Genomic DNA, 14,708 nt, shown 5'->3' on the forward strand with positions numbered 1-14,708 from the left:
GCGGATGCCAAAACATCCGCTTACAGGGTTTTCCAGAGGCGATCTCTCGAAGCAGTGGATCTACTTCACTAAAACTTCTCCGTTAATCAGGCGCTGGGCTGCATCGAGCAAAACCTCTTCCATGTAGGGTTTGGTAAAGTAGCCCCTCGCCCCAAGGTCGGTGGCCATTTGCTTATGGCGCGTTGCGCCACGGGAGGTCAACATGGCAAAGGGTAAATCATGCAGGTCTGAATCCTGCTGAGCTCGGGAGAGCAGCTCAAATCCATCCATTCGCGGCATTTCCACATCGCAAAACACCAGCTCACAGGGCAACCCCGATCGCAGTTTTTCCCAGGCTTCAAGACCATCGCGCGCTTGCTCGACTCGATAGCCTGCCCTTTGAAAAGTCGTGGACAACAGCTCGCGAACGGTAATTGAATCGTCCACAATCAGCACCATAGGCTCCAGATATTCTTCCACGGAACTGCCGCTGAACATCCCCTGCCAAGGCCGAGCGCCAAATTCTAGACGATCCAACGATAGCTCAATCATTTCATGCACGTCGGCAATGGGCATGACTCGACCATTCCCTAATACCGTTACGCCGGAAATACCCAAGGGCTTGGCAATGGGGCCAGTGAGTTGCTTGATAACAATCTCTTGCTCTCCAAGCACCTCATCCACGCACAATCCAATCAGGTCGTTGTCACTGCGCAGAACAATGATCGAGGCCGCATCCTGGGTCTGGAAGCTATTAAAGCTACCGTTCCGGCGAATGGGGCGATTGTGATTGAGCAAATCCGAGACGCTTTTGAGCACCAAATTCTGCCCGGACCATTCAAAGGTGGAGCCGTCCTGGGTCAGATCGGGCAGGTCAGTGCGATTGAGGTCAATGACGTCCTCCACCCCGTCAATGGGGAAGGCCAGCCTCAGCCCCTGATGGCTGCAGCACAGGGCTTTGGTAATACTCAAGGTCAACGGCAGACGGATGGTAAAGGTTGTTCCCTTGCCCACCACCGAATCCGTGTTAATCACGCCGCGAATATCTAGGATACTGGACCGGACCACATCCATGCCCACGCCCCGTCCAGCGAGATCATCCGCCTGATCATTGGTGGAAAACCCTGGCTGCATGAGCAAGGCAAAGGCCTCCGATCGCGTCATTTGCGCTGCCTGTCCCTCGGTGATCAGCCCCTTTTCAATGGCTTTGCCCTTAACCCGCTCTGGATCAATCCCCGCACCGTCATCGCTAATGGAAATCACCGTTTGGTTGCCTTGGTAGAAGGCCCGAATGCGAATTGTTCCTTCCACAGATTTACCCAGGGAATGACGAACATCGGGCGTTTCAATGCCGTGGTAAATGGCATTATTCACCAGGTGTGTCAGGGGGTCATATAACCGCTCCAAAATCCCCTTGTCCACCAGCGTATCTTGGCCCTCAATAACCAGCTTGGCCTGCTTCCCACATTTAATTGAGATGTCGCGCACTGCTCTGGGCAACCGCTCTGCCCCTTGGGAAAAGGGTACCATCCGAGTTCGCGTAAAGCCTTCTTGCACCTGGGTTGTCACCTGCCGGAAGGTGCGGCTCACCTGCTCGTTGGCATCGACGATAAATTCAATGTCAGCAGCGGCTTCTCGAACCCGCACAATCCGCTCAATCATCTCCTGGGATAAGGTATGAAATCCTGTAAAGCGATCCATTTCAAGGGCATCAAACTGCACGCCCGTAGCGTGCCGTCCATTTCCATCCTCGTAGGCCACGGCCATGTTTCCAGCGCCACTGACTCCGCCACTGGGGGTCGCGACTAGGGAACTCTCCAGCAGCGATCGCTCGTAGAGGTCCTGCATTTTTTGTCCCAATTCATTCAGTTGGGACACCTGGTACTGCAAGTTTCCCAGAAACTGACGCAGGCGGTCCTGATTATCTTCTAGCGTATTGCGGTTAACCACCAGCTCCCCAATCAAGTTGCTCAGGTTATCCAGTTGCTTCACCGCCACCTTCATGGTGGGATTGGTGCCTCGACGCCCGGCTCGCGCCGTTGAGCGAGCCACAGCCGGAACCTTGGGCTCTGGCTTTTCGACGGGGGGATCCGGAAGCACCGGAGCAGCAGTTGGCAGGGGCGCAGCCACGGCGGGCATCGGCTGTGGTTCTGCTAAAAGCGCAGACAGAGTCGCAATCTCGGTCGCGGACAGGGGCTGATATTTTACCTCCAGTGCCTCCAGCCCAAGTCCTGGGACAACCTCCTGCGTAGGCTCATCAAACAGAAAATCGAGACCGTCGGCACTCGCAGGGGCCTCCTCAAACAGCCCCAACCAATCTTCCGTCGCCTCAGGCGGTTTAGGCAGCAGATCTTGCAGATCCCGTGAAGGCGTCACCTGAGCGGAGGGATCGGCCAATAACGCGTCGCGGGCCGTCTTAAATTCCTTGATCAAGATCGGAGCTAAACGCCCAAAGTCTTGGTTGGCCTCGGTGGCCAGGGCGGCTGTCTCTGCCAGGGACTGCCAGCTTGAAAGCTGAAAGGACTGTCCTACCTGCGCAAAATGCTGACAAATCTCCACCAAAGCTGCGCCAGCTTCCTGCGGATTGCTCGACTGAAAAAGCTGTAGCGCCTGACGCAGCTTCTCCATAACCTCGCGGCGAAAAAAGGCATCAACCGCCTCCGGATCGGCCGACACAACAGGCTCGCTCTTCGGAGCTGCCAGGGGTTCACCAGCGCTGAGCAGCTCACTGAGGTCGGCCTCCGGTCCCACCCGCGCGATCAGGTGAGTCTGAAGTTGAGCAAAAACCGGCTCCACCTCTTGCAAAATCTGCTGCTCCATGGATTCTGGCAGCTCCAGAGTCGTCTCCAACTGAGTTGTCAGGGAGTTGAGCGCATCAAACCCTTTGAAGAACAAGGACTCCAGTTTGGCATCAACTTCAACCGGATGTTCCTTAAGGACCTTAAAGTAGTCTTCTAAGCGGTGGGCAATATGTTGCATACTAGTAATGCCCAACATCGCCGCTCCACCCTTGACCGAATGGGCTGCTCGAAAGACTTCATTGAGATGTTCTTGATCCTGGACAACGGACTGTAAGTTGAGTAAAGCGCTTTCAATCGTTTGCAGGTGTTCCTTCGCCTCCTCGATGAAGTACCCAAGGATCCGCTGTTGTTCTGGCTGCACGACTGTTCATCTCCTAAGTTCAGGTTATTCTAAAGGTCGAGGTCAACCTCGTTCCGGGAAAAAGGACTCGTTCCGGGAAAAAAGACTAGAGGAGCTAGATCGAGTTCTCCCTGAATAGCAATCAGACTAGAGAAGGGATCTCGCTCGGGATTCGGCGGCAGGAGAGTTAAGACACTTCCGTTCCCTCAACTTTAAACCGCTCCACGGAGGCCTGGAGATCGCGGGCAACCCCCACCAGGTTTCTCAGGGAGTCAGACACACGCTGGGACTCTTGTGAGGTTTCTTGGGCGGTCAACTCTACCGACTGCATTACCTGAGCCACATAGCGCGAGGTTTCAGTTTGCTCCTGCGTGGCCTGGGTGATGGAGCTAACCAATTGGTTGATCTGAGAGGACACTTGAATAATGTCATCCAGGGATCGCTTCGCCTGCTCAGCCCGCTGGGTTCCATCAATAACTTGCTGGGTACCCTCTTCCATAGCGGTCATAACGGAGCTGGTTTCTCCCTGAATTTGTAAAACAATTTGTTCAATTTCCTTGGAGGATTTTGAGGCCCGATCTGCCAGTTGTCGGACTTCGTCGGCAACCACTGCAAATCCTCGGCCCGATTCTCCGGCTCGCGCGGCCTCAATACTGGCATTTAAGGCCAGCAAGTTTGTTCGCGAGGCAATCTGGGAAATAAAGCCCACAATCTTAGAAATTTCCTGGGAGGACTCCGCGAGCCGCTTAACCTTGCGAGTCGTTTCGGCAACGGTTTCTCGAATCTGTAAAATTCCAGCCACGGTTTGCTCAACGGCCTGTCCGCCTTTCAGGGCCGTTTCCGAGGCCTTTTGCGCCACCTGGTCGGCAGATCGAGCCCGCTGGGCAACCTCCTGAATGGAGTTGGTCATCATCTGCACCGAGTTTAAGGTCGCGGCCAGTTCTTCCGCCTGCTTGAGGGCATCGGAGGACAATCCCCGTGCAAACTCTTCATTTTCAGCCGCGCCGTAGCTTACCTCTCGTGCCGCAACCTTCACCTGCTTTACAATTTTCTGAAGATTATAGATGGTGAGGTTAAAGGAGTCTGCCACCGCTCCTAAAATGTCGGCGGTCACCTCCGCCTGCACCGTTAAATCCCCCCGGGCAGCTCCTTCCACATCATCCAGTAGCCGAATTACCTGACGCTGAAGATCCTCCTTAGCTTTCTCCTGCTCCTCGGCCTTTTGCTTAAACTCCTGGGTCGATGACTCGATATAGCGCGTCATTTCGTTGAAGCTCTTGGCCAGTTGCCCAAACTCATCTCGGGAATATTCCGTGGCCTTCACGGACCAGTCGCCCTGGGAAACCGCAGACAGTTGCGCCTGCAAATCATTAGTAGATCGCTTCAGCTGCCGCGCCATGACCTGACCCATCAACAACGTGGTGAGTCCGCCGGCAAGACCTGCACTGGCTGCCCCCCCCAAGCGGAGGGCTTCAATCCCCCTCCCGACTGGGAGGCTAGCACTGCGATCGCCGATACAGCTCCTGTCGCAGCCGCCATCATCAGCTGCTTTTTCTGTAAGCTTGCGTTCAAAAAGGGCGCCAGCGGACCGCGTGCCGATCGAGACGATGGGCTACCGCCAGCCTGAGCAGCGGCCAGAGCAGGCCCAACTCCTTCTGTGGTGGACACACTAGCCGATTGCGCCTGGGTAGAATCTACCAGGTCCCCGCGGCTCTCCTGATCAAAGGAGAGACTCTCGGGCGTCTCTAAATTTCTCAAAAATTCCGTGTTGAGCGCCTCTAAATTATCCAGCGGCCCCGTCATATCCTCCGAGTCTATCATTTCCTCAGCAGGATCCCCGGGAGCAGACCAGGACAAATCGGAGGTTTGATCTTCCAGGGAATCCATCTCCTCCAGGAAGGAGCTGAGGTCGGCATTCATATCAGCCGAGATCCCCGCCGGTCCTTGAATGGAGGTATATTCAGAATCAGAAAGTTCAAGATTTGAGGCAGCCACGCCTCCCTGAATGGAGGTCTCATCACTCCACCCCAGGGATCCTGGAGTCGAAAGATCCAGCGATGGATCCTCTCCCTCTGCACCGGGGAAGTGGGAGTCTGATGCGGCATGAGCGTCGTGGAACTCCTGCATGACATCCTCGGATTCCAGCTCGTGTGAACGATCGTTTAGGTCCGGCATATCGGTAAGGGCAGTGGATAGGGAAACTTTAAATTCTGATTCTGTAGGGTTATCCATTGAAGTATGAACGTTTTCCATGAGTTCCTGGGACTTTCGCCGCTGTCGTAATAACCACGTATCCTCTTCATCCTCCGGAGCCATCAACGGATCGGACGTCTTCCCCATCACTTTCACTGACGGCTCTCCTTGATGAAGGGGACTGTCCACAAAGGGATTCACAAGCAGTGGCTCCGAGGGCTTCAAATCAAGAGAAGAGTCAAGATCAAGGAGATCCAGCGCCTCCACTGAGGACCGCTGAGAATCCTGGCCTTGGCGGGAATCCCCCACCTGAAGCACAGCCGAGGACGGAGCGTCAGAACCAGCGGTGCGTCTCTGACGGTCCTCTGGGTTCATAGTTCCCAAATACTGACGAATATCCGCCAAACTATTTTCTGCACATTCAATTAGCTCGGCATCACCCTGGGCTGTGCTGAGGACCGCTCGATACTCTACCTGGGCTGCCTCATATTGAGTCGTACCCAGAAAAATATGACCTCTGAGCAAGCGAATATTGGGATTCGCCGGATGCTTTTCGCTGAGATGGTCCGTGAGCGCCTGCGCCTCTCCATACTTCCCTTGGATAAAAGCGCTGACCGCCTGTTGGTACTGTTGACGATCCTCAGTTGAGAGTGACATGAAACTGCTCCTGCCAGAGTTATCGAGTCTGCAAGTGGGCTGAGACAAACGGGTAAGGGATGGATGCGCTTTGTTCCCTGAACAGATTAAATCTAAGGAATCAAGGCTACTCTCGCCGTGCCGAGGGGTGCCTTACTATAAATTGCATCCTTACCAGCGTAAAGGTTTATCCTGCCATATCAGGCAACCCAACGCTCAGACCTTAAAATCGAGGCAGGTTCTAACAATTGCAGCGGAGACTCTAAGCTACTGACCACCGAAACTCTCCACTCTCCCACCACAAAGGGCGCCAGTTCCGGTGCCAAGTTTTCCACCGGGCTCAGCAGGTGAGACTCCAGCCACTGCATACCTTTCACCGAAGCCACCGCCAAGCCAAGCATGGTATCCTCCGCTTCGATAATGATAATCGGCAGTTCGGCATGATCAATTGAAATTGGCTTGGGCTCCCCTAAAAACTGTCCAATATCCGCCACCCAAACGGCCTCACCGCGCAAGTTTAAAACCCCTAACAAGAACGGAGAGACATTCGGGATGGGAGTGATCTGATCCGAGGCCAGGGCCAGCACTTCCCGAATGCCCATGGCGGGCAGGGCAAACTCGCCCCCCGACTCCAGGAAAAAGCTGAGGTGCAAGTCCCCTTCCGGGTTTTGAACCAGGGCTTGCAGAGACTGAGAATCGTCTCGTTGCAGATCATCATTAAATTCCAGTTGATTTGCCATCACGAAGTTAGCCTTTGAGTAGAGTGTTCACCGTTTGCAGCAGTTCCTTGGGACGATAGGGTTTACTGATGTAGGCATCGGCCCCTTGCTTCATGCCCCAATACCGATCAAATTCCTCCGCCTTTGCTGAGCAAAGAACGACAGGAATAGACTGAGTCTCTGGATTTGACTTGATCTTTCGACAGACTTCGTATCCGTTCATACGAGGCATGACGATATCGAGAAAAATCATATCAGGTTGGAAAGATTTCATCTGTTCTAGAGCGTTCAGGCCATCACTCGCCTCTAACACGGTGATACCGCTGGCTTCCAGAAGCTGCTTGAGATATTCTCGCTCGGTTAAACTATCGTCAACAACGAGAATCTTGGCCATAGCGTTTACCAAAAATTAGAGCGTATATGGGGATAGACGTTTGTTCCCCCACTTGCGGGCAAGGGCTAGCGGTCTACCAGAGGGGGTCCAGGGAACAGCAAATCTGTGCTTAAAACCTGGGCACCTACAAGGGAGTCTTACTGGATTGGCGACGTTTCCGATCGGCTAGACCGTCCAGCAAAACAATCAGCAAATGCTCTTTCAGGATACCCCTGGCTTTTGGGTGAATTTCACTTTTGAGGCTGTTTTTCTGCGCTGTCCTTCAGGTCAGCATTTGATCACGAAATCCATCTGAGGGGAACCCTGAATCGTAAGGCCCCCAGATTTTCGATCTTGAGGATTCGCGCTGCACGGTCCTGTCCTGACCTCTCCAGTCGTGCCTTCCTGGGAATCGTAATTTAATTTTCGTAAATGATCTGTCAATATTTTCGTAAGGTACTCTAAAGAGTGCGAATACAAACAAACTTGGTAGAGTAGAGACTCTCAGTTAAATTAAGTTTGAATTAACTGCCTCATCTTCGGAAGGCAACCCAACTTAAGCCACACCAGTTCAAGCAAACCACAGGAGAGGGTAATCGGCGTGCTGTACCTAGCTGAAGTAATCAAGAAAACAGGCTTCATGGGTGCCAAAACGGAACTCAAGCTACTAGCTCGCCAGCAGTCTGACCAAAATTGGAAGGCCCTTCCTGGGGATGAACTCATTGCAACCGACGCGGCCAGTGATTATGGTGCCGGGGTTCTGGTTTTGGTCGAGTTGGGCAAGAACAACCAGATCCAGGGCGTTCAAGATGCAACTCGCCAGCTGATCAATATCCTGATGAACTTCTCGAAAATGAAGGAGAAGTTTGGTGCCCAGGAGGAAGAAATAGAGGGGTGGAAGCAGTCGCTCATCTACCAAAGTCAGGAGCTAACGCGGCGGGAAGTGGATATTGAATCCCGAGCCGAGGAGCTAGAGCAGTGGGAAAGCGAATCGCAGAAAATTCAGGAGCAGCGGCGGGAGTTTGAAGAAACCAAGGCCCAAATTCTGGAGCTGAAGGACAAAATTGAGAGCGATCGCCAGCAGCTTGAGGAAGGCTGGGGGAAGCTTCATCAGGCCCAGCGCGAACTAGAAGACCTACAGGCCACTCACTCTGGCGCCCTCAGCGATACCCAGGTGCAGCAGATTGAGGTGCTGCTAGCCCAACTAGAATCCTCTGTTGATCCCAGCGGTGACGTACAGCAAATTCTGCAAGAGGTTGAGCATCAGCTTCATCTAGCCCAGAAAAGCTTAGAAGAAGATCGAGTCCGCCTTGCACAACTACAGCAGCAGGTCCAGGCCCAAGAGTCCCTAACCCAGCAAACTCATCAGTCCTGGGAATATGCCCAATCCTCTCTCGCTGAAGCGGTTGTCGACTGCTTACAATGTCAGTCTCAGTTAGACCTGCAGCGGGAGCTACAGCATCTTTTGAGGGAGCAAAGCATGTTCTATGCCTCTCTGGAAGAAAATCTCCAAGGCATCCAATCCACCCTGAATGAGAAACAACCCGTGGACGTTCGTGCCCTTTGGACCATGTCAGTGGAGGATCTAAACGAAAAGACCCACCAGCTTTCCAGTGAATTGGAGAAGCTCAAAGCCTTTGTGGCAGATCAGGAGGAGGAGCTTCTGCTTCAGCAGGGCACCATTGATGAAATGCGCGCCAAACTCGACCAAGCCAGTGAGTACGATCGCCTGACCCAGCAATCTGAGCTAGAGGAGGAAGAACAGCACTATCGCTTACTAAATGAAACCCTGGAAGGGCAGCGTCTTTCCCTTCAAGATCGGGTGCATATTTTGGAAGTCCATGAGGACATTCTCTCCCAGCGTCAGACCCTCAACGGATCTGGAAGCGCTCCAGAGGTTATTGATTTAGCCCCCTCCTTAGACTTGATCGAGGGCTATCGATCCGCCGATGGGGAAAAGCTGGACCAAATTGATGCCAATATCGAACATTTACAAAAGGCCCTCGACTCCGCCCAAGATCGCAAAATACAGCTAGAAGGCAAGGCTCAGGAGCTGTGGCGGAATTTAGAAGAACAGGGGCAACTGCTTCGCCAAGCTCAGCAGGACTTGGGTCTGTGCCAGGGAAAAATTGAAGCCTATCAAACCTCCTTGCAGCCCCTGGAGACCGCCCTGTCAAACCTCAAGAGCAACTTAGGCAATCTGGCGGGCAGTCATGAGATCGTTACCCATCTTAAGGAAACGCTGATGCAGCTGGGGGAAGCTCCTGAAGTCGCCAGCTACTAGCTCCGGCGCCGGACTCCTGCCGCGACTCATTTTGCCAGCCAGAAAAGGTTCAGCGTCCACCTGTCTCGCTCAGGGATCCCTCGGATCCAGTTTTAGCTAGCTTCCGGGGACAGATATTCCACGGCAACGCGATCGCCCAGTTTTAAACCCAGCTCCTGGGCAAGGCCAGCGCGTAGCTCAATAACTTCATCCGTCAGGCCCTGAGCCGAATAGGTTGGACAGGTCACGCTTTGACAGGGCGGCACCTGCTCATGAAGCGTGATGATTTTCTGGTTCCGCAAAAAAATGATATCCAAAGGAATCAGCGTATTCTTCATCCAAAAGCCGGCCCGGCGGGGAGGGGTAAAGGGAAAGATCATGCCTCGATCATCGGGCAGCTCAGTGCGATACATCAGTCCTTGGGCCTGCTGGGCTTCAGTAGCTGCGACCTCTAGCTGAATGATCCGATCGCCCAGGCGCACTTGAGCGCCGATGGGAAGGAACTGGGCCTGGGGGCTTTCCGCCGGGGCGCTCAGATCCGAACCTGCAGAGGGGGATGCCGCAGGCGAAATCTCGGAGGGAAGCTGACAGCCCAGAATAAACAGCAGGGCGATTGCCCCTAGCAGCAGCAGGCGAAGGGGGCGATGGAGAGCCTGGAAAAGGTCACGCTGTCCGTAAAACATATCCAATTCCTCTAACCGTGTGAATTAGGCGTTTACCCCCTTGTTTTTCAAGCTTAATCCGTAAATATCGAATATAAACCTCAATAACATTGGATTCCCCTAAATAATCGTAGCCCCACACGTTTTCGAGGATTTGCTCACGGGTCAGCACATCGCTGGGGTGCTCCATCAGATACTTCAGCAGCTCGAATTCCTTCATGGTCAGCTCAATGGTCTGCGTTCCCCGCACGGCAGTGCGCGTCGTCAAGTTAAGGGAAAGGTCTTCAAATTCCAGGTGGTTCGCTGCAGGAACTGACTGGGGCTGGAGATAAAGGCGAATTCGTTGCAGAAACACATCGCGCTGATAGGGCTTGAGGATATAGTCATCGGCACCGGCCTCTAAACAGGCGACGCGATCGCTAACGCGCTCCTGGTTCATCAGCATTAAAATGGGCAGCGAGGCCCCCACTGATCGTAGCCGTTCACAACAGCGCAGCCCCCCCTCCGACAGACTCGAATCAATCACCCCCAGGACAGGCGCCTTCGCCCGATACTGGTTAAGAACCTCTTGAAGCGTGGAGGCCAAAAAAACGCAGTAGCCAGCCTGCTGAAGATCACTGACCATGGCGTGAACAATGGCTGAAGCCTCGCAGGCCAGCAAAACAGAAGGGGAAGAATCTACAGTCACAGCACCGCAAGTTCCATTAGGGAAGTTCAACCGAAGTGGGCTTGGCAATGTGAGGCAACCCCCAGCCGAGTTTTTCCCGCAGAATGCGGAAGAATTCCGCGGACTTCAGCCGGATAAAGCGGGCCGCAAAGGGCGATCGCGAAATTCGCACCTTGTGTTCAGGACCGATATAGCACCCCGCATTGCCGTCCACCACCATCACCAACCGCTCATGGTTGGCAGGAAAAATCTCTAGGGGTTCTGAATCTGCGAACACTAGCGCCCGCGAGGCCAGGGAATGGGGACAGATAGGAATGAGCTGGAGCACCGACACCCCTGGCGTAATGACTGGCCCCCCCGCGGCCAGAGCATAGGCTGTAGACCCCGTGGGCGTGGAAACAATCACCCCATCGGCAGCAATATCAATCAGGGCGTGATCGCCAATGCGCACCTCAAAATGACACATTCCCGTGAGGGGTTCTTTGTGCAACACCATTTCATTCAGAGAAAGGGCTTCCCACACCATCTGCTGCTGGTGCCCCACCTGAACCCGCATCATCGAGCGATCCTCAATGCTATATTCTCCTTGAAGCAGCGCCTCTAGGGCTGGTTCGAGGTGATTCAGGTAGGTTTCAGTTAAAAACCCCATATGCCCTGTATTGATGGCCAGCATGGGAATTTTCAGGGGGGCGAGCTGACGACAGGCAGACAGAACCGTCCCATCGCCTCCCAGAACAATGGCAAATTCCACCTCGCCGTCAAAGCTGGGAGGAACCAGGTCAGCAATTTTTTGCACACAGGTGTCGTGGGAGATCTGCACACACCCCAGCAACCCCCTCACCCCGGTGGTCAACAGCACCTCATAGCCTTGCCCCATCAAGAGCTGCTCTAAATCCAGTGCAGTGCGATGAGCAGTCGGCTTGTTATCGTTGTAAATAATTCCGGCTCTCGGCACCCTATACCCTTTCTATCTATGGCAATATCTATCGCAATGGTTTGGTCACCCAGGGTTGGTCACCCCTGCCAACCCGAGACAACATTCTAAAGCATCCCCAGGGAAGGCGCGACTCGTTAGAAATTCTAGAGCGATATTTCACAGAATCTAGGAAACCGCGCCAACGGCGATAACCCAGGAATTCTGAGTTTAGTGCGCCTTATTTTGAGGTGGACTTAAAGGGGGTTCGCTTTTTAGAGGCTTCCTGCTTATCATACTCAAGTTCTTTCAACTTTTTTAAGATGCGGTTGAAATAGTCCTGCAGGTAGTCTTCAAGGGTCGAAATTGTGTCCGGGGCAATTCCAAAGCTGGCATAGGTCTGATCCATGGGGGCATCAAAGGGAATGCCCGAGGTCACCACCTCGGTGAAGGCCAAGCGGTCGGCGATATTCACCCCCCATTCAAAGAAGCGCGTAAAGGACTCCACGGCCTTTAAAAGTCGCACCGGAATCGGCGTGGTGCGGGCCTTTTTTCCCGAGAGCGACTCGCACAGTTGAATAATGTTCTCGGGGGTCCAGGCCTTCGGGCCAGCCAGATCGTAGGCTTGCCCCACCGTTGATTCAAGGCGGAGCGCGGCAACCGCAAAGCGGGCAATGTCCTGGGTATCCATATGGGCCACGGGGGAGGCGTTTTTACTAATCCACACCTGTTGCTGATCCAAAATGGGAATCGCGTACTGTCCAATCAACCCCTGGAAAAACCCGCCCGGGCGCAAGATTGTCACCTCCAGGGAGGTTTGGGCCAGGAATTTTTCGGTACAGTGCTTGATATCCATCAGTGGGATATGGGGATATCGATGGGCATTCATGATGGAGAAGAAGACGTAGCGCTTGACTCCGGCGGCTTCTGCTGCCTGAATGAGCGAAACTTTCCCCGCCCAGTCAATGACCCGAATTCCAGCTGAGTCCGTTGGACGAGCCGTGGCACAGTCAATAATGGCCTCCATGCCGCGCACGGCCTTGTCCAGGCTGTCGCGATCGCATAGGTCAGCGAGGACCAAGTTTGCCCCCCACTCTTTCAGAAACGCGGCCTTGCGGATGCTACGCACCAGGCAGTAGACATCGTGCCCTTCATCAAGGGCTCGCCGCGCCACTTGACGACCCAGGGTTCCAGTCGCACCTGAAATAAGTACCTTCATAGGGGGCTTGAATCACAAATTCTTAACTTTTGTAATATTTTATCAGAAAGCTTGTCGAAATATTAATTATCGTCTGAAGCCCGAGACGCGATCCCCAGCGATAGGTCCCCGCCCAAACTACAGCACGCCCTTGGAACTCGGGATTGACTGCGATCGCCGCGGGTCAATGGCCACGGCCATCCGCATTGCCCGCGCAAAGGCCTTAAAGGTCGCTTCAATAATGTGGTGGGAGTTAATCCCATCCAGCTGGCGAATATGCAGGGTCATCTGGGCGTGGTTGACAATAGCCCCAAAAAACTCACGCACAAGCTGTGTATCGTAGCTACCCACGCGCTGAGTCGGAATTTCCAGGCCGTAGGACAAATGGGGCCGTCCAGAGAAATCCAGCACCACCTCCACCAAAGCTTCATCAAGGGGAGCTGTAAAGTGACCAAAGCGATGAATCCCCTTGCGATCGCCCAGGGCCTGGTGAAGAGCCTGGCCGAGGGTAATGCCCACATCCTCATTGGTGTGATGATCGTCGATGTGGGTATCCCCCGTGGCCTGAATTTCTAAATCCAACAGACCATGGGAGCAAATTTGATCCAGCATGTGATCTAAAAAGGGCACACCGGTTTGGTTGTGGCCTTGCCCTGTGCCATCGAGATCCACCTGAACCCGCACATCCGTCTCCCCGGTGGTTCGCTGCACCGTTGCAGTGCGGTGCAGATTTGGGGGAATAGCAGTGGAAAGTGGACGATCTTGGATCTGCATAGCAAGGTCTTTCGCAAAACATTGCTTCTATTATCCCTGATTCACCGACGCTGGATCTCTAGCTGACGGCTGCCCAGGGACATCAGATAGCAAAATATCCAGTAAAGGACCCCCACAAAGCTATAGACTTCGCCGTAATACCCAATAAATTCTGGCTGGGAGAGCACCGACCGGGCCATCCCCAGTAGCTCAAACAGTCCAACCAAAGAGAGCAGCGTGGTGTCTTTCAATAGGCCAATAAATTGGCCCACAATGGCTGGAATCACGGCCCGCAGCGCCTGCGGCAGCACAATCAGTCCCAGCGTTGTCCACCGGGTCAGGCCGAGGGCTTCCGCGGCATCCACTTGACCAGAGGGGACAGATTGCAGTCCGCCACGGACATTTTCAGCCAGGTAAGCGGCGCTAAACAGAGTCAGCCCCGCAATGGCGCGGGTAACGTTGTCGATTTCAAAGGTCCGAGGAAATATCAGCGGCAGTAATACCTGCGCCGAAAATAGGATACCAATGAGCGGAAGCCCGCGCACCACTTCGATGTAGAAAATGCTGAGGAGGCGAATCACAGGCAAGGAGCTGCGCCGCCCCAAGGCCAGGAGAACGCCCATTGGAAAGGAAAGGATAATTCCGGAAAAGGCCATCAGCAGAGTCAACACAAGGCCTTGCCAGAGGGTGCGGCTGACGGCTTGCAGTCCTAAACCGCCCCCTAGGAGCCATAGCACGCCGAAAAACCCACCGGCCCAGAGCACCGGAAAATACTGACCAATCTGGCGGAACCTGCTCCCCAGCCAGTGCCCCCCTCCCCAGCAAATTCCGCTCCCTAGCCAGAGGGCCAAAATCCAGCCCAGTGGTCTGCCGGCCAGGGTGAGAGCCACTAGCACAGCCATCGCGCCCACCCCCCCCCAGAGGGCGATGGCCCGAGTGAACTTCGCATCAAGGTAACCCCAGGAAAAATGCCCAATGCCAAGGATCAGGCCCAGAATCACCCATATCCGCCATAGCTGATCTCGGGGAAACCGACCCACCAGCAACAGCGGCAAATTCACCTGAACCACCTGCCAGTTCGCCACCTCAGTCAGCCAATGCCAAAGCCCCTGCCCAATTGCCGCCAAGGTCACCAGACACAGGATAGTGAGTAGGGTGTTGCCAACGGAGCTAAACAGATTCCTACGCAACCATGATCTCGTCCGGGTCAG

At 54.1% G+C, this 14,708-nt stretch carries 12 protein-coding genes; 1 reads left to right on the forward strand and 11 read right to left on the reverse strand.

Features of this window, described 5'->3' with window-relative positions; genetic code table 11:
• Positions 1-60: 60 nt before the first annotated feature.
• The 5 genes from QQ91_RS20410 to QQ91_RS20430 form a co-directional block, all read right to left on the reverse strand.
• Entirely contained in the window at positions 61-3,141 is a 3,081-nt protein-coding gene (locus tag QQ91_RS20410) for a hybrid sensor histidine kinase/response regulator (protein ID WP_166277922.1), read from the reverse strand.
• 166 nt (positions 3,142-3,307) lie between these two features.
• Positions 3,308-4,519, reverse strand: coding sequence for a methyl-accepting chemotaxis protein (locus QQ91_RS20415; RefSeq protein ID WP_375340963.1), 1,212 nt, complete (start codon positions 4,517-4,519; stop codon positions 3,308-3,310).
• Positions 4,520-4,530: 11 nt separating this feature from the next.
• Complete coding sequence (locus tag QQ91_RS20420) at positions 4,531-5,970, reverse strand: tetratricopeptide repeat protein (RefSeq protein ID WP_236095988.1); 1,440 nt, start codon at positions 5,968-5,970, stop codon at positions 4,531-4,533.
• Between the two features lie 179 nt (positions 5,971-6,149).
• The gene (locus tag QQ91_RS20425) at positions 6,150-6,689 is read right to left on the reverse strand and encodes a chemotaxis protein CheW (protein ID WP_166278103.1); all 540 of its coding nucleotides are present in this window, start codon (positions 6,687-6,689) and stop codon (positions 6,150-6,152) included.
• A gap of 7 nt (positions 6,690-6,696) precedes the next feature.
• A complete protein-coding gene (locus tag QQ91_RS20430) occupies positions 6,697-7,062 on the reverse strand; it encodes a response regulator (RefSeq protein WP_166277925.1) in 366 nt (121 codons plus the stop codon).
• A gap of 580 nt (positions 7,063-7,642) precedes the next feature.
• On the opposite strand from QQ91_RS20430, the gene hmpF reads away from it, so the two are divergent.
• A complete protein-coding gene (gene hmpF / locus QQ91_RS20435) occupies positions 7,643-9,325 on the forward strand; it encodes a pilus motility taxis protein HmpF (protein ID WP_201277218.1) in 1,683 nt (560 codons plus the stop codon).
• A 92-nt stretch (positions 9,326-9,417) separates the two neighbouring features.
• On the opposite strand, the gene QQ91_RS20440 is transcribed toward hmpF, so the two are convergent.
• The 6 genes from QQ91_RS20440 to QQ91_RS20465 all read right to left on the reverse strand — a co-directional run bounded on the left by QQ91_RS20440 (position 9,418) and on the right by QQ91_RS20465 (position 14,687).
• Positions 9,418-9,987: a DUF192 domain-containing protein gene (locus tag QQ91_RS20440; RefSeq protein WP_166277931.1), complete on the reverse strand. Its 570-nt coding sequence runs from the start codon at positions 9,985-9,987 to the stop codon at positions 9,418-9,420.
• A complete protein-coding gene (nblR, locus tag QQ91_RS20445) occupies positions 9,968-10,654 on the reverse strand; it encodes a response regulator transcription factor NblR (RefSeq protein ID WP_166277934.1) in 687 nt (228 codons plus the stop codon). The genes QQ91_RS20440 and nblR overlap by 20 nt, the downstream gene beginning before the upstream one ends.
• 16 nt (positions 10,655-10,670) lie before the next feature.
• Positions 10,671-11,588, reverse strand: coding sequence for an NAD(+) kinase (locus QQ91_RS20450; RefSeq protein WP_166277937.1), 918 nt, complete (start codon positions 11,586-11,588; stop codon positions 10,671-10,673).
• Between the two features lie 199 nt (positions 11,589-11,787).
• On the reverse strand, positions 11,788-12,765 hold the full coding sequence (locus tag QQ91_RS20455; protein WP_166277940.1) for an NmrA family NAD(P)-binding protein: 978 nt from the start codon (positions 12,763-12,765) through the stop codon (positions 11,788-11,790).
• A gap of 117 nt (positions 12,766-12,882) precedes the next feature.
• Entirely contained in the window at positions 12,883-13,518 is a 636-nt protein-coding gene (hisB, locus tag QQ91_RS20460) for an imidazoleglycerol-phosphate dehydratase HisB (RefSeq protein WP_166277943.1), read from the reverse strand.
• Positions 13,519-13,559: 41 nt separating this feature from the next.
• The gene (locus QQ91_RS20465; RefSeq protein ID WP_236095990.1) at positions 13,560-14,687 is read right to left on the reverse strand and encodes an amino acid ABC transporter permease; all 1,128 of its coding nucleotides are present in this window, start codon (positions 14,685-14,687) and stop codon (positions 13,560-13,562) included.
• Between the last annotated feature and the right edge of the window lie 21 nt (positions 14,688-14,708).

It is taken from the genome of Lyngbya confervoides BDU141951 (genome assembly GCF_000817775.3).
In the GTDB taxonomy this organism is placed as follows: Bacteria; Cyanobacteriota; Cyanobacteriia; order Thermosynechococcales; family Thermosynechococcaceae; genus Lyngbya; species Lyngbya confervoides.